Origin of the sequence: Lysinibacillus sphaericus (assembly GCF_001629735.1) — a bacterium.
Taxonomy (GTDB): Bacteria; Bacillota; Bacilli; order Bacillales_A; family Planococcaceae; genus Lysinibacillus; species Lysinibacillus pinottii.
In genome coordinates this window covers 2,857,492-2,875,849 of record NZ_CP015224.1, presented here as the reverse complement: position 1 = coordinate 2,875,849, position 18,358 = coordinate 2,857,492, and the positions used below count along the sequence as shown (strand labels likewise).

The following is an 18,358-nucleotide window of genomic DNA, read 5'->3' as shown; positions in this document are numbered from 1 at the left end:
TGACTATTTGCTAGCAAGCGGAGCCTCTGGAGAGGTTAAAGGAGCGATAAAGAATGACAGAGAAAATTGTTTTGCCTCCACAATCAGGGAAACCAAGTGATGTAGAGCGCATTAAGACTGAAAGTAACTATCTTCGTGGGACACTTGAACGGACTATGAATGATCCATTAAGTTCTGGTATTCCTGAGGATGACAATCGTTTAATGAAATTCCATGGTAGTTACCTACAGGATGACCGAGACCTTCGCAATGAACGACAACGACAAAAACTAGAGCCTGCCTATCAATTCATGGTACGTGTACGAACACCTGGAGGAGCGGCTACTCCAGCTCAATGGCTGGTCATGGATGAAATGGCTAGAAAGTATGGCAATGGCTCCTTAAAACTAACGACACGTCAAGCGTTTCAGGTACACGGCATTTTAAAATGGAATGTCAAAAAATATATGCAAGAAATTAATGAAGTGTTATTGGATTCTCTTGCTGCCTGCGGGGATGTAAACCGTAATGTCATGTGTAATGTAAATCCAAATCAGTCAGCATTACATGAAGAAGTTTATAACTGGTCTGCTAAACTAAGTGAGCATTTACTACCTCGTACACGTGCATACCATGAATTATGGTTAGACGGAGAAAAGGTCATAGACAGTCAGGATGATGAAATTGAACCGATTTATGGAGCACAATATTTGCCACGTAAATTTAAAATTGCCATTGCGATTCCGCCAAGTAATGATGTCGATGTGTTTTCACAAGATATCGGGCTTATCGCGATCGTAGAAGATGAAAAGCTTATTGGCTTTAATGTAGCTGTTGGTGGAGGAATGGGGATGACGCATGGAGATCATGCTACCTATCCACAGCTTGCGCGAGAAATTGGCTTTATTACACCTGATAAACTATTGGAAACAGCAGAAAAGATTATAACAATTCAGCGGGATTATGGGAATCGCTCTGTCCGTAAAAATGCACGTTTCAAATATACGATTGATGCGAGAGGACTAGAATGGTTTAACGAAGAACTAACTAGACGTTTGGGTTGGAGCATTCAAGAGGCACGTCCTTATACGTTTGAGCGTACAGGAGATGAGTTCGGTTGGATTAAAGGGGCTGAGGGTAAATGGCATTATACGCTATTTATTCAAAATGGTCGCATTAAAGATTTCCAAGATTATAAGCTGTTAACAGGGTTACGTGAAATAGCTAAGGTGCATACAGGTGATTTTCGTTTAACACCTAACCAGAATTTAATGATTAGTAATGTAACACCACAGAAAAAGAAAAAGATTGCTGCTATTATCGAGCAATATAAGCTGACAGATGGTGCACATTATTCCGCACTGCGTCGTAATTCTATTGCCTGTGTCTCCTTACCAACCTGTGGTTTAGCCATGGCAGAGGCGGAGCGTTATTTGCCATCTCTTATTACTAAAATAGAAACAATCATTGATGAAACAGGGTTAAATGATACAGAAATTGTTATCCGGATGTCAGGCTGTCCAAATGGTTGCTCCCGCGCAGCGATGGCTGAAATAGGCTTTATCGGTAAAGGTCCTGGAAAATATAATTTGTATCTTGGGGCAAGTTTTACTGGTAATCGATTGAATAAAATCTATCGTGAAAATATAGGGGAGGAAGAGATACTAGCGGAGCTCCGACCAATTCTTGTACATTATGCGAAGGAACGTTTAGTCGGTGAGCATTTTGGTGATTTTGTCATTCGTGCTGGATATGTGACGGCTGTTTATGATGGTAGAGAATTTCACGTCTAATATAAATGCCATGTAGCAAAGAAATTTGCTACATGGTTTTTTAAATGGAGTAATCTTCGGGGATAAAGACCTTTAATTGCTTCGGCCTAACAAATATATGATCACCCACTTCAAGCTGAAGGTGAAGGAACTGTTCTTTTGATAATTCTGCCTCTAAAAATTCATCTAAATCCTCACGGCGTAGCTCAATTTGGACAATAGGTCCCAACAGATGGATATGATTGATTTTGACGGGTACCGTACCTGGAATATTTACCTTTTCTATTTGTATATCATGGGGGCGAACATAGCCAATCACATTATCCTTGCTATGTGATTGTACATCAGGCACATCCAGTGCGACTTCTCCGTGCATCAGCTTACCGTTATGTAAGCGTCCTTTAAAAAGATTGACGTTCCCTAAAAAATCATAGACAAATGGACTTTTAGGATGCGTATATACTTCATCTGGACTTCCGATTTGCTCAATTTTGCCATTGTTCATGACAACTATGCGATCTGCTACATCCAATGCTTCCTCTTGATCATGCGTAACAAAAATACTTGTAATATGAAATTCATCGTGTAACTTTCGTAGCCAGCGACGCAACTCCTTGCGAACCTTTGCATCGAGTGCTCCAAATGGCTCATCGAGTAGAAGAACTTTTGGCTCTACTGCAAGTGCTCTCGCTAGTGCCACACGCTGTCTCTGACCACCTGAAAGCTGTGTGGGATAGCGGTCAGAGAAATTTTCAAGTTTAACTAATTGTAGCAATTCCATCACTTTGTCTCGTATTTCTTGCTTAGTAGGTCTAGTTTTTCGAGGGCGAACCTTTAGGCCATAAGCGACATTTTCAAAGACGGTCATATGACGAAATAGAGCATAATGCTGAAACACAAAGCCTACATTACGTTCCTTTGGATGTCGATCCGTCATGGAATGTCCATCAAAAAAAATATCACCCGTATCGGTGGTTTCCAACCCTGCAATAACACGTAATAGAGAGGTTTTTCCTGATCCAGAGGGGCCGAGCAATGCAACAAGCTCCCCTGACTGAATATGAATAGAAATATCCTCTAATGCTTGAAAAGATCCGTATATTTTCGAGACATTTTGAATTTGAATACTCATGTTAATTATCTCCTTTTAACTAGATTTGGACTTCCATGCAATGATATCTTTTAAAATTAATGTAAAGATAGCTATGACACTCATTAAGGATGCAACAGCAAAGGCGGCTGAAAATTGATATTCATTATAGAGAATTTCAATATGAAGGGGCATTGTATTCGTCATGCCTCGTATATGGCCAGATACAACTGAAACTGCACCAAATTCTCCTATAGCTCGTGCATTACACAATATGAGACCATAAAATAAACCCCATTTAATATTGGGTAAGGTGACGTACCAAAAGGTCTTAAAGCCACTCGCACCAAGAGAAATCGATGCCTCCTCCTCAGACGTTCCCTGTGCTTGCATTAGAGGTATTAGCTCACGGGCAACAAAGGGCAGTGTGACAAATATCGTCGCAAGGACAATGCCTGGTAGTGCAAAAACAATTTTAATATCTTTGGCGAATAACCAATCACCAAATAATCCCTGCGATCCAAATAGTAAAATAAATACCAAACCTGCGATAACAGGGGAGACCGCAAAAGGTAAATCAACAATGGTTAGTAAAAGATTTTTCCCCTTAAAATTAAATTTTGTAAGGGTCCATGCAGCCATTACGCCAAAGATTGCATTTAGGGGTACAGCAATCGCTACAACTGTTAAAGTGAGCTTAATAGCAGCTAATGCATCTGGATGTGTGATAGCTGCCAAGTAAACATCCACACCTTTTTGAAAGGCTGTAATAAAAATTGAAGCTAATGGCAGGACGATAAAAAAAGCTAAAAAGACTAGTGCAATACATGTAAGTGTATAGCGAATAACACGAGGCTCCTGTAGGGCGACAGACTTAGGTACCTTATTTTTTTCAGGACTAGCCTGTTGAATAAATGCTGATTGTTCCATAAAGCTCCTCCTAATGTACAAACCGACGATTGGCTAGCCATTGTATGACGTTAATGGTTAATAATAAAATAAATGAAGTAACAAGCATGACTACCGCAATTGCAGTGGCACCAGCATAATCGTATTGCTCAAGTTTAGTCATAATAATTAAAGGGGTAATTTCGGTTTTCATAGGCATATTTCCCGCAATGAAAACAACTGAGCCATACTCACCAAGAGCACGAGCAAAGGCTAATGAAAAGCCCGTTAATATGGCTGGTAATAACTCTGGCAAAATGACTTTACGAAAGGTTTGTAAACGATTTGCTCCAAGGCTGGCAGAAGCCTCCTCAACTTCAGCACTAATATTTTGCAATACTGGCTGTACTGTTCGTACAACGAAAGGAAGCCCAATAAAAGTTAAGGCAATAATAATACCAAGGGGCGTAAAGGCAATTTTAAAATCAAAAAACTGGCCAATCCAACCATTGGGGGCGTAGAGAGATGTTAAAGCAATCCCTGCTACAGCAGTAGGTAAAGCAAAAGGCAAATCTACTAATCCATCCATCATTCTTTTAAAAGGGAACTGGTAGCGAACCAGAACCCATGCGATAATTGTGCCGAAAAGTACATTTAATAGACCTGCAATGAGGGCTGTGCTAAAGCTAACTTTATAGGAAGCAACAGCACGAGGATCAGTGATAATATCAAGAAACACTGTCCAGCTTAAGGACATTGTATGGAAAAAGATCATAGAAAGTGGTAATAACACTAGTAAACTAACATATAACATCGTATATCCAAGAGATAGGTGAAATCCTGGAATAATGCGACGTGATTTCTTCGTCAGGGTTAAACTACTCATCAGAACACTCCTTATTGTGGCAAGTAAATTTCATCAAAGGTACCGCCGTCTTTAAAGTGAGTTGCTTGTGCTTTGGTCCAGCCACCAAAATCATCGATTGAAACAAGTTCAAGCTGTGGGAATTGGTCTTTATATTTAGCTAGAACAGCCTCGTTGCGAGGGCGGTAATAATTTTTGGCAGCAATTTCTTGACCCGTATCGCTATATAAATGCTGTAAGTAAGCCTCCGCTACTTCCCGTGTTCCTTTTTTATCGACGATTTTGTCAACAATCGCCACTGGTGGCTCCGCTAAAATACTTAATGATGGAGTAATTATTTCGAATTCGTCCTTCCCTAATTCATGAAGTGATAAGTAAGCTTCATTTTCCCATGCAATTAAGACATCCCCAATATTGCGTTCCACAAAAGTTGTGGTAGCACCTCGGGCACCAGAATCCAGTACTTCAACATTGCTGTATAGTGATTTCATAAATTCTTTGATTTTTGTTTCATCATTGTTATATAACTTTCCAGCATAGCCCCAAGCAGCTAGGTAGTTCCACCTTGCACCACCAGATGTTTTTGGGTTAGGGGTAATGACGGATACATCTTTTTTGATGAGATCATCCCAATCTTGTATATCTTTCGGGTTGCCCTTTCGTACTAAAAAGACAATAGTGGATGTATAGGGAGTAGAGTTATGGTCAAATTCGGTTTGCCAATCTTTATTCAGCAGCTCACGAGTTTGGGCAATTTCATCAATATCATAGGCGAGAGCAAGGGTGACAACGTCTGCTTCAAGACCATCAATCACTGCTCTACCTTGTTTTCCTGAGCCTCCATGAGATTGTTTAATCGTGACATCTTGCCCTGTTTCATCCTTCCACTTTTTTATAAAATCTTGGTTGAACTCATCGTAAAGCTCGCGTGTTGGGTCATAGGATACATTTAATAGCTCAACGGACTTATTACCTTCCTGGCCACTTGTATCTTCATTTGAGTTAGCACTACTACATCCTGTTACAGATAAAGTTAATACAGCAAGCAGTGCCAAAGATTGAAAGACATTCTTTCTTTTCTTCATTCTATGTCGCTCCCTTTCTGGCTGAAGAATGCAAAAAGCCATCCCCCATAACGATAATTCGTCATAGGTAGATGGCCTTCAGATCCTCTGATCAGCATTTTAGTAGTTGTGTCAAAGCTTTAGATAATACATTAAACACATATTTCCTATTAGTCAACAAGGAATTATAAAATGTTGAAAATCATGGTGATTACCTAGCTGTCATTTATCTTATGCAACTAAGAGTGTCAAAAATGGGTTTATTGCATAAGATATTTGAAAAAACCTAGTTGACTGCTTGGTGTACTTTAGTATATATTTGGTAATAAGAAAAACGATTAAAGAACGAGGTAGCAATTACTAGTGAAAAATCGTTGAATAATGAGCTGGCTAGTCAAACTAGAGGCGTTTTAACAAAGGCATGTTTTTTGGGTGTCTTTAGTTAGAACGCCTTTTTTTGCTATGAGGGGGATTCTATGTTAACACATGCAAATTGGCAAGAACCAAACATTAATTTTCAAGTTGATGAAATGTATAGGGGAGCATTAGAGGTTTTACGATGGAGCTATCAAGAGTATGGGAATGAAATAGTTTATGCCTGTAGCTTTGGGATTGAGGGCATAGTCTTAATTGATCTCATTTCGAAGGTAAAGCCAAATGCAACCATTGTCTTTTTAGATACAGATGTCCATTTTAAAGAGACCTATGAAACGATCCGGCGAGTAAAAGAAAAATATCCACAATTAAACATTGTGATGAAAAAGTCTGCACTCACACTTGAACAACAAGCAGCTCAATATGGTGAAGAACTTTGGAAGTCAGATCCAAATCAATGCTGTGCTATACGCAAGATTAAGCCGCTACATGAAGCCCTTTCAGGCACAAAGGCTTGGATATCTGGTTTACGACGTGAACAATCGCCAACACGTCAACAAACAAATTTTCTTAATCGTGATGATAAATTTAAGTCGATTAAAGTTTGCCCACTTATCCATTGGACTTGGAAGGATGTTTGGCGCTATGTCTCGAAAAACAATCTGCCATACAATCCGTTGCATGATCAAGGCTATCCAAGTATCGGTTGTGAGCATTGTACAAAGCCGGCATTTACGATGGATGATTTACGTTCAGGTAGATGGCAAGGCTCTGGGAAGACAGAATGTGGGTTACATGAATAAAGGAGTTATGCCATGCTTGAATATTTTGCCATAGCTATTAGTTTATTTTTTGCCATGAATATAGGTGCAAGTGGGGCAGCAGCTTCAATGGGAGTTGCTTATGGGGCAGGTGCTATTAAAAAGGCTTGGCAAGCATTATTATTATGCGCCATAGGCGTTTATAGCGGAGCGGTGTTGGGCGGAGGAGAAGTAGTCAAAACGATTAGCTCAGGTATTATGCCTCAGGAGTACATTACGGTTAAAATTGTTATCATTATTTTAATTTCTGCAACAAGCAGTTTATTTTTTGCCAACCTTTTAGGCATCCCATTATCTACCAGTGAGGTTACCGTCGGCGCAGTTGTTGGTGTGGGAATAGCTTATAAAGTGTTATTCGTCCAATCTTTGCTGGTCATTATGTCCTTTTGGGTTATTGTCCCACTTATAGCTTTTGTAATGGCCCTTATATTGGGGAAGTTGTTATATAAATTACAACTTAGGGGGCTATTAAAAGATCATCCGATTTTAACGATTCTACTTGTATTAGCAGGATTTTTTGAAGCCTTTTCGGCAGGTATGAATAACGTGGCGAATGCAGTTGGGCCGCTGGTAGGTGCTGGCATGATGGATGTTACTATCGGCATTATGCTTGGGGGTGGATTTGTAGCTGCAGGAGCTATCCTACTTGGTAAACGAGTTCTTGAAACAAACGGTAAAAAAATTATGCGTTTTCAAAAGGCAGAGGGTATTTTAATTTCAAGTACTGGGGCGCTACTCGTAGGCATAAGCTCTATTTTTGGACTTCCAGTACCACTAACGCAAGTAACATCTTCCTCTATTATCGGCATGGGAATGGCGAAAAACGGAAAACAAATTTTTCATAAGCATATTGTGAAAAAGATTATTCGTATATGGGTTGTATCCCCCATCTTTTCATTAGCCATTTCTTATTTTTTAGTACAGTTGTTTTTAGAAAAAGATCTATATGCGGTTATTATAAATGGCAGCATTATCGTTGGAACGCTTGGAGTTATTAGTTTAATGCGTACCATTCGAGAAGAAGAGCAATCCATATATGATGCAGGTGAGGGAATTTAATTTTACTAGTGTTACTACATCATTGATGTTGATCTTACTATTAAACTTAGTATTTAACTAGAATTAGGAGGAGATAATATGAGTTTACAACCACATGGAGGGTTTCTTGTGCAAGCTTTTCATCCCGATAAGGAAATAACATCTATTCATAAGGAGATTGAGCTGGATGCCATTTCTTTGAGCGATTTAGAGTTAATTGCCATAGGAGGCTACAGTCCCATCCAAGGGTTTTTAACACAAGCAGATTATGAATCTGTGGTGGAAAAAAGTCGATTAGTATCAGGTATAGTATGGAGTATTCCAATTACCCTCCCAGTGACGGAAGAGAAAGCAGCAACCTTACAACCTGGTGAAGAGGTAAAACTAGTCTATCAAGGTGAAACTTTTGGTGTTATTCAGGTGGCTGATATTTTTGAGCCGAATAAGCGAAAAGAGGCTTTACTTGTTTATGGCACTGAGGATTTAGCACATCCTGGAGTTCACAAGCTACATGAACGTCCTGCCATATATGTTGGTGGAAAAATTACGTTAATTAAACGTCTAGCACAAAAGTTTCCTACGTATTCATTTGATCCAGTGGAAACCCGACAACTATTTGCTTCAAAGGGTTGGCAAACCATTGTGGGCTTTCAAACGCGTAACCCAGTGCATCGGGCCCATGAATATATCCAAAAGGCAGCACTTGAAACGATAGATGGTTTATTTTTAAACCCTCTTGTTGGTGAAACAAAATCGGATGATGTATCTGCGGCTATCCGTATGGAGAGCTATGAGATTTTATTGAAAAATTACTATCCTGAAAATCGTGTGCAATTAGGTGTATTTCCAGCTGCTATGCGTTACGCAGGACCAAGGGAGGCCATTTTCCATGCGCTTGTAAGGAAAAATTATGGCTGTACACATTTTATCGTGGGTAGAGATCATGCAGGTGTTGGGGATTACTATGGCACGTACGATGCCCAAAAAATCTTTGAACAGTTTAAGGAAGATGAATTAGGGATTATTCCATTGAAGTTTGAGCATAGTTTTTATTGTCAGCAGTGTGAAGGGATGGCTACTACAAAAACTTGTCCCCATGATAGCTCTGCCCATATTATTTTATCAGGTACAAAAGTACGAGAGATGCTTCGCAATGGAGAAGTACCACCAAGTACATTTAGCCGTAAAGAGGTAGTAGACGTACTAATAAAAGGCATGCAGAAGGAGGTAGTCAAATGAGTTCAAATATTGTTTGGCATGAAGCCTCTGTTACAAAAGATGAGCGTCGCTCTCAAAATAAACATCAAAGCTTTATTTTATGGTTTACGGGTTTGTCTGCTTCAGGAAAATCATCTATAGCCAATGCATTTGCCCGTCAATTATATGAAAGGGGTAATCAAGCTTTTGTGTTGGATGGCGATAATGTCCGTCATGGCTTAAATAAGGATTTAGGTTTTGATGAGTCAGGGCGTAAAGAAAACATCCGTCGTATAGGGGAAGTTTCGAAGCTTTTTATAGAAAGCGGTCAAATTGTGCTAACGGCATTTATTTCACCTTATCGAGAAGATCGTCAAGTAGTTCGTGAGCTTGTTGAAGATGGTGAATTTATAGAAGTCTTTGTAAAGTGTTCAGTAGAAACATGTGAAAAAAGGGATCCAAAGGGACTATATAAAAAAGCTAGAAAAGCAGAGATTGCAAATTTTACTGGTATTAGCGCTCCTTATGAGGAACCCGAAAACCCAGAAATTATTTTAGATTCAGAACATCATACTGTAGAAGAATGTGTGGAACAGTTGACTAGTATTTTAACTGCCAAAGGCTATATTTAACTAACCAATAAAAAAATCTGCTCGTTCATAATGATTGAGCAGATTTTTTATATGTTTTATCGAACATCTTGTTCTTTTTTCATTCTGTCAATTTCAGGGCCTAATTCATCACGTACTGTACCTTTCCAAGGCTTTACACCAGCAATATAAGAGGATCGAGTCATAATATGTCCTCCAACAGGGCCAGTGATGAAGAGGAATAGTATACCTAATAATATACGTGGATTAAAATGATCTTCAATTAGCCAAAAGTGAAAGAATACACCAATTAGTACGCACATAACACCAAGTGTAGCACTTTTTGAGGCAGCATGTGCTCGCGTATATAAATCAGGTAGGCGGATAAGCCCAATGGCTGTGACGACAATAAAAAGTACTCCAACAGAAATGAAAAAAATAACTAAACTATTAGCGAGAATTGTCACGTTTAATGATATCTCCTTTCTCTATGAATTTAGAGAAAGCAACTGTCCCAATAAATGATAAAATAGCTAGTAATAAAATAATCTCAAGGAAGAAGCTTGTTTCCACTAGTATTGAAAATAATCCAATCAAGGAAATAAGAGAGACACCCAGTGAATCCAAAGCGACAACACGGTCAGATGCAGAAGGTCCTTTAATCATTCGATAAATGACCGCAATCATCGATAAGCAAATCACTACAATGACTGCAATAATAAATGTTGTCATGATTTACTCACCTCCAAAATCGCTTTCTCAAATGAATCTCGAATGGAAGCAACAGCCTCATCCACATCGTTTATATCAATAGCATGTACATATAATGTTTTAGCATCATCGGATACATGTACGACTACAGTCCCGGGCGTTAAAGTAATAAGGCTGGATAGTAAAGTGATTTCCCAGTCTTCCGTTAATACAGTAGGGTAAGCAAAAAAGGCAGGCTGCATGTCCAATTTAGGCTTTAATACTACCTTCAGGACTTGCACATTCGCTAATACTAACTCTTTAAAGAACAGCGAAGTCAATTTTAAAATGGCCCATAGTCGGTAGACATAAAGACGAGACTTAAAAAATCTTCGCATTATTATGAGCAGAATGATACCCATTAAGAACCCAATTATAAAGCCGGTTGCTGTGTAATTAGAGGATAGGAACATCCATACGAAGGCAAGTACAAAGTTTAAAATCATTTGAAATGCCATAGCGTTAATCCCCCTTCATCACAGCATCTATATAGATAGATGGATCATTTAAAAGTTTTGCTGCATCGTCCATAAATGGCGTCATCCATTCGGAACCCACACCATATACGACAGAAATAAGTACTAATAGGGCTGAAGGCATAAACAGCATCTTGTAGATAGATTTGTCAACGGTACCCTTTGTTTCTTTCTCCTCGCCCCAAAAGGCATAGATGAAGATACGGATGACTGATAGTAGTACGAGCAGCGAGGACGCTAATATGAAAATACTACTCCACATATTTCCCGCTTCAAAACCACCTTGTACAATCAAAAGTTTGCCCACAAATCCGCTAAGTGGTGGAATTCCGGCTAAGCCAAATGCTGCAATTAAATAACACCAACCAAGCACCGGGTATTTCTTCATCAGGCCACCCATCTTACGCAAATCAGATGTACCTGTAATGTAGATGATAATACCGATTAACATAAAGAGTGCAGCCTTTATGAGCATATCGTGTACTAAATAAAACATCGCTCCCTTTAAAGAAGCTTCATTCATTTGTGAGACACCAAATAAAATAACTCCTACAGCAATGACAATATTGTAGATAATAATAAGTTTGACATCAAAGTAGGCGAGTGCCCCAATGCATCCAGCTACAATTGTAGCAATGGCAAGTACCATCAATAAATCATGAGTATATGATAAATCGTGTACAAAGAATAGTGTATAGGTACGTGTAATTGCATAGACACCTACCTTTGTGAGCAATGCACCGAATAGTGTTAATACAGGTATAGGCGCTGCTGCATACGAAGTAGGAAGCCAAAAATACAATGGGAAAATGGCTGCTTTTAATCCGAAAACCATTAAAAAGAGTACAGCTATAACCGTAATGATACCTGGCTGATTGATTTCAGCTATTTTAACGGCAATATCAGCCATGTTCAATGTTCCTACAACCGAGTATAAAAAGGCTACGGTAATGACAAATAAGGCCGACGAAATAACATTAATTAAAATATATTTGATCGATCCTTTCAGTTGCCCTTTCTCGCCACCTAGCACGATCAGTAAATATGAAGCCATTAATAATACTTCGAAGAAAACGAATAAGTTAAAAATATCACCTGTAGTAAAAGCCCCATTAACCCCAGTTAAAATAAACATGATACCAGGGTAATAAAAGAATCTTTCCCGTTCCTTCGTAATAGAACCAAAGCCATACCAAACAACAAAAAAAGCAATTAACAATGTTGTTGTAACGAGCAATGCGGATACCATATCAGAAACCATGGTAATGCCATAAGGGACAGGCCAATCTCCAAAGGTAACCTTTTGGATACCATCATGTTTCACTTTCAATAGAAGTGAAATGGCAGTAATCAAGGATATCCCGATTCCAAGTAATGAAAATGTTCGTTGATACATTAAATTTTTTTGCCCAAACATTAAAATCATACCGAAGAAAAACGGAATGATGATAGGCAGCAGTAGGAAGTTATTCATCCTCATCACTTCCTCTCATTAAGCTAATATCATCAGTTTGTAGCTCCTGATAGGAACGATATGCTAGCACAAGGAAAAACGCTGTGACGCCAAAGCTAATAACAATAGCGGTTAAAATAAGTGCCTGGGGTAATGGATCTGCAAAGGGTTTAGCTCCTTCGTTTAACACGGGTGGAGCCTCACCACCAAGACCACCCATCGTTAATATCAGTAGGTGAGCACCGTGACTTAAAAGTCCCGTACCAATAATAATTCGTAATAAACTTTTTGATAAAATTAAATAGACAGCTGCCATAAAGAGGAAGCCAATGACAAAGGCCATAATTATTTCCATTATTCATCCTCTCCAATCGTTTGAATAATGGTCATCGTAACACCCACAACAACCAGATAGACACCGCTATCAAAAAGCATAGCCGTGTGTAAAGACTGTTTGCCTAGAAGCGGTAAATCGAAATAATTAAAGAAATGCGTAAAAAAAGGTTCGCCAACAAACATAGGAAATGCCGCAGTGGCAAGGGCTAATAATAAACCAATAGCCGTTAAATACGTGTAATTAATAGGTAAAATATGTCGTACAGTACGAATATCAAAGGCTAACACTAATAGCACGATGGCACTGGAGGTTAAAAGTCCTCCAACAAAGCCACCACCAGGCGTGTAATGACCTGCTAAAAAAATATGAATGGAGAAGAAGAAAATAATGAAAAATACAATTTTAGCCGTAAATTGTATTATCACATCATTTGTTTTCATGTGTTTTCTCCTTTCTATTCATGCGCAATTTAATCATAGCCAAAATGGCCATTCCAGCAATACCGAGCACTGTAATTTCAAACAATGTATCAAAGCCACGATAGTCTACTAAAATTACATTAACAATATTTCCTCCGCCCGCTAAGGAGTAAACGGTTTCCTCATAGTATTTAGAAATAGAAGGAATAAGTTTTTGTGAATGAGCAGATAATGCGACAAGTGTTACCATGGCACCTATTGTAATAGATACAACAGCTCGATTTAATTGAAATCTCATACGTTCTTCTCGTTTACCAAGTTTTGGCAGATGGTAGAATGCCATTAAAAAGAGAGCAACAGATATAGTCTCTATAACAAGCTGTGTTAAGGCTAAATCTGGCGCATTAAAAATAACAAAAAATAATGCTACCGTATAACCAACAGAGCCAAGACCTATAATGGCTGTTAAACGCGATTTGGCTAGTATAGTGATAGCTGTTCCAATTAATAAAACCACGACTAAAATAATTTCATAGGGCCTAATTGGAGCTGTCTCTTGGAATGAAAAACTAAAGGCATTTTTCACAAAAAGCGAACCAATGACGATAATAGCAATACCACTAAACATATAAAGTAGATAATGACGCATTGACCCCGTCATGTAGAGTCGAGAAAGGCGATTCAAGCCAACATCTAACCCCTGCATAATTTTGTCATAAGCATTATTCAAGGTGAAAGCCTTTGGGAATCGTTGATACATCCCTTGCCATTTCGGTAGTGATACAAATAGCAGTACTCCTATGATAATAATTCCTATCGTCATTAGAAGCTCTGGATTGATTCCATGCCAGGCAGATACATGAATGTCAATATCTTGTGGTACCTCGTATAAAAATGGCTGAATCGCTAGTACAGCAGGTTTGACAAATGTATCACCAATAAAATTCGGGATAAAGAATATAAGCACAACTAATCCTGCTAAAAGCATTGGAGAAACTAGCATCCCAATAGGTGCTTCATGTGGTTTATGCGGTAATTGTTCTGGTTTGTAGTTGCCATTAAATGTTCGGAAAACAAAATAAAAGCTATAAATAAATGTGAAAATACTAGCAACCCAAGCCACGATTGGGAAGAGCACTCCCCATGTATCGAAGCCAAAAAACTCAAACTTTTGAAGCGCGAGCATGGCTGTTAAAAACATTTCTTTACTTAAGAAGCCATTAAACGGTGGAAGACCAGCCATCGATAAGCTTCCTATTGCCGCAACTGTAAAACTGATAGGCATAATACTCATTAACCCACCCAATTTACGAATATCACGTGTCCCTGTTTCATGATCGATAATCCCAGCAATCATGAATAGGCTACCTTTAAATGTAGCGTGATTGATCAGATGGAAGATGGCAGCAAATGCCGCAAATTTAATTGTATCTACGGATTCGTTGGCATGAAACGCCACTGCGCTTGCCCCAAGTAGTGACATAATAAGTCCAAGTTGACTGACGGTCGAGAAGGCAAGAATCCCTTTCAAGTCCGTTTGTTTGACTGCAAAGAATGAACCCCAGAATAAAGTTAAAATACCTATACCTGTTACAAGCCATACCCAGAGCTCAGAAGCCGCAAAAATTGGGGTAAAGCGTGCTACTAAATAAATACCTGCTTTGACCATTGTGGCAGAGTGAAGGTATGCACTTACTGGTGTAGGTGCTTCCATTGCATCTGGTAGCCAAATGTAAAATGGGAATTGAGCCGATTTTGTAAATGCTCCTAGAAGGAGTAACACAAGCGACCAAGTAAATAAAGGGTGATCAACTAGATTTGGAGCCATAACCATTAGCTCTCGAATGGAATAAGTTCCACCCATTAAGTAGAGAAGAACGAATCCACCTAACATCATTAAGCCACCGCCAACTGTTATCATCATTGACTTCAGTGCTCCAAGGCGTGACGCATCACGGTTATACCAATAACCAATGAGTAGGAATGAGGAAATGGACGTTAATTCCCAAAAGAAATAAAGTGTAATTAAATGATCTGACTGTACTACTCCAAGCATTGCAGACATAAATAACAGTAAGTAAACATAAAAATTATGTAATTTTTCTTTATGTTTATCTAAGTAAAAAATGGAGTAGAGGACAACTAATGATCCGATCCCAGTAATTAGTAGCGAGAATAATAAGCTAAGGCCATCCAAATAGGAGACGAAGGAAATATCAAGCGATGGAATCCAAGGAAGTTTAGCTGTAAACACTCCACCTTTAGCTACTTGTGCAATATAAGATGCATAAATCACCACGAGCGTAGCTGGAACAGCGAGAACAAACCAGCCAGTATGAATATTCTTTATGCTTTTATATAAAAATGGTACGAATATTGCAGCAAGCATGGGAATGAAAATATAAAGTACTTGTAACAAAAAAACCCTCCTTTATGCAGGTAAGTATATCAATTATAACGTACTTTAATCGGGAATGCATACGTACTATTGGGATTTAGCTTGCGGTAGTAGGAGAATTTTCGTTATATTATAAATAGGAAGTTATCAATAAAAATAGAGGAAAAAATTTTTTATGAAGAATCCGTATATCTATGGTTATTTACCATTAATTACAATTTTATTGTTTAGTTTGACATTTGGTATGTATGCAGTTGGAGAATCTTTACAAATTTTTCGAGCAATCGGTGTATATTCAGGTATGCGAGAATTTTTGTCTGATGTTGAATTACGTGTATTTTTACTCATTGTGTTTGCTATTGTTTTTTTTATGCTATTTTCAGCACTCAAACTAGTAGGAGAAACAATCCATGAGTTAGGAATGCTCTTTTTTTCAAAAGACAACGATGGAGCAACTGTTAGTCAAGCACGAGGCGGCTATATTATTTTGTTTATTGGTGCCATGTGTTCAGCATTTGCCATCCAATTTATTTATGTGTTAATAGGAATTTTTGTTCTAACTGTTTTTACATATTTCATTTATCTTATTTACAAAATGAGTCATTTTATGTCAATGGGAGGCACAATCGGTCTATTAATCTTTGAGCTTTTTATGTGGACTATTCTATTAACATTCATCGTTTATGTTGTATTGAAACTATATAATGGAATATTAGCAAGTCTGCCATTTGCTCAATAAATGCATACTGTAGGCAAAAGCCCTCGAGAATCTCAATCTCGAGGGCTTTTGCTATTTCTTAAATGACGGTTTGCATGGGGGTTCTGTTATTTTGCCTGGCACGTCCAAGTAACCCGTTCCTTTTTGTCATACAACCAAACTACTAATTTTACTCAAGTAAAACATTAAATAATTGATGATGAATTTTGTATTCTTCTAATTTTTGCATGGATTGAGGCTTATCATAGCCAATCCATACGGCCGCTGTATAGGTATCATTAAGTCCGGCAAGCCAATAGTCTCGATAGTCATTCGTTGTCCCTGTTTTGGCCCCAACGTAGCTGCTATTACTGTAGACTCCCTGTCCCGTACCGTTCGTCACAACATCGGCAAGTAGCTCACGCATGTATTTTACTGTTTTAGGAGACCAAATTTGATCACGCTGTGTATCCCAACTATAGAGTTCTGTTCCATCTAAAGCTGTCACTTTACGAATGCTATGTGCTAGAACATAAGATCCATCAATAAAGCTTGTATAGGCATCTGCTAGCTCTAAAGCTGTTACACCGTAAGTAAGCCCGCCCAAGGAAGCTGCATAATTATGGTCCTTTTCTACAATGGAGCGAAAATGAAAGCGATCTAAATATTGAAATGCTGTATCAATGCCAACTGTCTGGAAGAGTCGCAGTGCCGATGTATTGTAGCTATGTCGAAATGCAGTGCGCAGCGACACATCCCCATACTTGTAGCCCCCGTAGTTTTGAGGGCAAAATGATCCGACACAATAACTGCCACCATTTACAATCGAATCAGGTGTATGTGTTGTTGTTTCAAAGAAAGGAGCATAGACGGCCAGTGGCTTAAACGCGGAACCTGGTTGCCGTGTTCCTTGAAATGCACGATGATAATCAAACTTTTCATAGCTTTTTCCTGCATATAAGCTAACGATTTCTCTTGATTGGTTTTGAATAACAGCACCTGCTGCTTGCAATGAACCGGCACCTAAGGTAGCTGTCATTTGTTGTTCATCATGCCGCTGTTTTTGTGGATCCAACGCAGTGTTAATAATCAGTCCATTTTGAAATAATGAATCAAGTCGATTGTCTAATTGTGTCTTAATTTTTTTCTTCTCTTCCTCATTATCTGTATGGTTAAGTCGATCCGCATAGCCTTCTTTTTCTGCAACTAACCATTTTAATTCTTGAAGAACGTAAGTACTGTACATAGGATAGCTTTGAATTTTATCCTTAATATGCAATGTAATCGGTTTTGCCTTATAAGTTGTCGCTTCTTCCTTTGTAATGCTACCTTTCACGGCAAGTGTATCTAATAAGCGTTCTTGACGTGCTTTAGTTTGTTCAAAGTTTTTTAAAGGGTTATAAAGTGAAGGGTTATTGGGAATCGCTGCAATAAAAGCAATTTCAGCTATAGATAATTGCTGAAGTGGTCTTTGAAAATAATAGGTTGCTGCTCCACCAATACCGTAAACTTGATTGCTAAAATAGGACTCGTTAAGATACATGGTTAATATTGCTTCTTTATCGAATTCTTTTTCTAATTCATAAGCATAAAAAAGTTCGGTTAATTTTCGTTCATATGTTTTTTCATCAGATAAATAACGCATTCGAACAAGCTGCTGTGTAATCGTACTGCCACCCTGTGAGCTAGTACTTGTACTTGAATTGGCGACTACTGCACGCATAATAGCACTTAAATCAAAGCCAATGTGTTCATAAAAGTCGGCATCCTCACTTGCAATGAATATTTCCTGGGCAATTTGTGGAATTTCTTGCAATGTTAATGGCTGCCGCCATTCGACATATTCTTCACTAAATGTTTGCCCATTTTGATCCTTAAGTGTTATAGGGAGCTGGGGTTGTACTTCAGGTAAATGAATCGCCTGTGAAATTTGTTCTTCATGTGCTTGTGCTGTATTGATTTCTGTTCGTATGTTTGTGCTAATCCACCATAGAACAGGTAGGGAAAGAAGTATAATAAAAAACCCAAAAGCCTTTTTCATGTGTGCCTCCACTCTTTCTATGAATCCTTCAACAGAATAACATATTTTGGATTGATTCCAAATACTCGGTCAGACCTATTTCCATTGTTTTTAGAAAGGAAGTTAAAA

The 18,358-nt window shown here is 38.5% G+C and carries 18 protein-coding genes; 6 read left to right on the top strand and 12 right to left on the bottom strand.

The window, feature by feature from the left end; genetic code table 11:
• Nucleotides 1-53 precede the first annotated feature (53 nt).
• Nucleotides 54-1,772 (top strand): assimilatory sulfite reductase (NADPH) hemoprotein subunit, encoded by a 1,719-nt coding sequence (gene cysI, locus A2J09_RS14135; protein ID WP_012292367.1) that lies wholly within the window; start codon nucleotides 54-56, stop codon nucleotides 1,770-1,772.
• A 40-nt stretch (nucleotides 1,773-1,812) separates the two neighbouring features.
• On the opposite strand, the gene A2J09_RS14130 is transcribed toward cysI, so the two are convergent.
• Genes A2J09_RS14130 through A2J09_RS14115 form a run of 4 tightly spaced genes read right to left on the bottom strand, consistent with a single transcriptional unit; the run spans nucleotide 1,813 to nucleotide 5,679 of the window.
• Nucleotides 1,813-2,883, bottom strand: a complete 1,071-nt coding sequence (locus tag A2J09_RS14130) for a sulfate/molybdate ABC transporter ATP-binding protein (RefSeq protein WP_036160565.1) — start codon at nucleotides 2,881-2,883, stop codon at nucleotides 1,813-1,815.
• 15 nt (nucleotides 2,884-2,898) lie between these two features.
• Nucleotides 2,899-3,771, bottom strand: coding sequence for a sulfate ABC transporter permease subunit CysW (cysW, locus tag A2J09_RS14125; protein WP_012292369.1), 873 nt, complete (start codon nucleotides 3,769-3,771; stop codon nucleotides 2,899-2,901).
• A gap of 10 nt (nucleotides 3,772-3,781) precedes the next feature.
• Nucleotides 3,782-4,615 carry a sulfate ABC transporter permease subunit CysT gene (gene cysT / locus A2J09_RS14120; RefSeq protein ID WP_012292370.1) on the bottom strand — a complete coding sequence of 278 codons (834 nt, stop codon included), beginning with the start codon at nucleotides 4,613-4,615 and terminating at the stop codon, nucleotides 3,782-3,784.
• 11 nt (nucleotides 4,616-4,626) lie between these two features.
• A complete protein-coding gene (locus tag A2J09_RS14115) occupies nucleotides 4,627-5,679 on the bottom strand; it encodes a sulfate ABC transporter substrate-binding protein (RefSeq protein WP_036160567.1) in 1,053 nt (350 codons plus the stop codon).
• 455 nt (nucleotides 5,680-6,134) lie between these two features.
• On the opposite strand from A2J09_RS14115, the gene A2J09_RS14110 reads away from it, so the two are divergent.
• The 4 genes from A2J09_RS14110 (at nucleotide 6,135) to cysC (ending at nucleotide 9,721) form a co-directional block, all read left to right on the top strand.
• Nucleotides 6,135-6,836 (top strand): phosphoadenylyl-sulfate reductase, encoded by a 702-nt coding sequence (locus A2J09_RS14110; protein ID WP_012292372.1) that lies wholly within the window; start codon nucleotides 6,135-6,137, stop codon nucleotides 6,834-6,836.
• Between the two features lie 12 nt (nucleotides 6,837-6,848).
• Nucleotides 6,849-7,913, top strand: coding sequence for a sulfate permease (locus A2J09_RS14105; RefSeq protein WP_012292373.1), 1,065 nt, complete (start codon nucleotides 6,849-6,851; stop codon nucleotides 7,911-7,913).
• Nucleotides 7,914-7,991: 78 nt separating this feature from the next.
• The gene (gene sat, locus A2J09_RS14100) at nucleotides 7,992-9,131 is read left to right on the top strand and encodes a sulfate adenylyltransferase (protein ID WP_012292374.1); all 1,140 of its coding nucleotides are present in this window, start codon (nucleotides 7,992-7,994) and stop codon (nucleotides 9,129-9,131) included.
• Entirely contained in the window at nucleotides 9,128-9,721 is a 594-nt protein-coding gene (gene cysC, locus A2J09_RS14095; RefSeq protein WP_012292375.1) for an adenylyl-sulfate kinase, read from the top strand. Before sat ends, cysC begins: the two co-directional genes overlap by 4 nt.
• A gap of 56 nt (nucleotides 9,722-9,777) precedes the next feature.
• On the opposite strand, the gene mnhG is transcribed toward cysC, so the two are convergent.
• From mnhG to A2J09_RS14060, 7 genes are read right to left on the bottom strand one after another with little or no spacing between them, the layout of a single operon-like run.
• Nucleotides 9,778-10,146 (bottom strand): monovalent cation/H(+) antiporter subunit G, encoded by a 369-nt coding sequence (mnhG, locus tag A2J09_RS14090; protein ID WP_012292376.1) that lies wholly within the window; start codon nucleotides 10,144-10,146, stop codon nucleotides 9,778-9,780.
• Nucleotides 10,130-10,411 carry a Na(+)/H(+) antiporter subunit F1 gene (locus A2J09_RS14085; RefSeq protein WP_012292377.1) on the bottom strand — a complete coding sequence of 94 codons (282 nt, stop codon included), beginning with the start codon at nucleotides 10,409-10,411 and terminating at the stop codon, nucleotides 10,130-10,132. The genes mnhG and A2J09_RS14085 overlap by 17 nt, the downstream gene beginning before the upstream one ends.
• Nucleotides 10,408-10,887, bottom strand: coding sequence for a Na+/H+ antiporter subunit E (locus A2J09_RS14080; protein WP_012292378.1), 480 nt, complete (start codon nucleotides 10,885-10,887; stop codon nucleotides 10,408-10,410). Before A2J09_RS14080 ends, A2J09_RS14085 begins: the two co-directional genes overlap by 4 nt.
• 4 nt (nucleotides 10,888-10,891) lie before the next feature.
• Nucleotides 10,892-12,379, bottom strand: coding sequence for a Na+/H+ antiporter subunit D (locus A2J09_RS14075; RefSeq protein ID WP_012292379.1), 1,488 nt, complete (start codon nucleotides 12,377-12,379; stop codon nucleotides 10,892-10,894).
• On the bottom strand, nucleotides 12,372-12,713 hold the full coding sequence (locus A2J09_RS14070) for a Na(+)/H(+) antiporter subunit C (protein WP_012292380.1): 342 nt from the start codon (nucleotides 12,711-12,713) through the stop codon (nucleotides 12,372-12,374). The genes A2J09_RS14075 and A2J09_RS14070 overlap by 8 nt, the downstream gene beginning before the upstream one ends.
• Nucleotides 12,713-13,135 carry a Na(+)/H(+) antiporter subunit B gene (locus A2J09_RS14065; protein WP_012292381.1) on the bottom strand — a complete coding sequence of 141 codons (423 nt, stop codon included), beginning with the start codon at nucleotides 13,133-13,135 and terminating at the stop codon, nucleotides 12,713-12,715. The genes A2J09_RS14070 and A2J09_RS14065 overlap by 1 nt, the downstream gene beginning before the upstream one ends.
• The gene (locus tag A2J09_RS14060) at nucleotides 13,122-15,533 is read right to left on the bottom strand and encodes a Na+/H+ antiporter subunit A (protein ID WP_012292382.1); all 2,412 of its coding nucleotides are present in this window, start codon (nucleotides 15,531-15,533) and stop codon (nucleotides 13,122-13,124) included. Before A2J09_RS14060 ends, A2J09_RS14065 begins: the two co-directional genes overlap by 14 nt.
• A 154-nt stretch (nucleotides 15,534-15,687) precedes the next feature.
• On the opposite strand from A2J09_RS14060, the gene A2J09_RS14055 reads away from it, so the two are divergent.
• The gene (locus A2J09_RS14055; RefSeq protein WP_012292383.1) at nucleotides 15,688-16,251 is read left to right on the top strand and encodes a DUF5366 family protein; all 564 of its coding nucleotides are present in this window, start codon (nucleotides 15,688-15,690) and stop codon (nucleotides 16,249-16,251) included.
• A gap of 148 nt (nucleotides 16,252-16,399) precedes the next feature.
• Here A2J09_RS14055 and A2J09_RS14050 read toward each other — a convergent pair whose 3' ends face one another.
• Nucleotides 16,400-18,250: a transglycosylase domain-containing protein gene (locus tag A2J09_RS14050; RefSeq protein WP_031418539.1), complete on the bottom strand. Its 1,851-nt coding sequence runs from the start codon at nucleotides 18,248-18,250 to the stop codon at nucleotides 16,400-16,402.
• Nucleotides 18,251-18,358 lie beyond the last annotated feature (108 nt).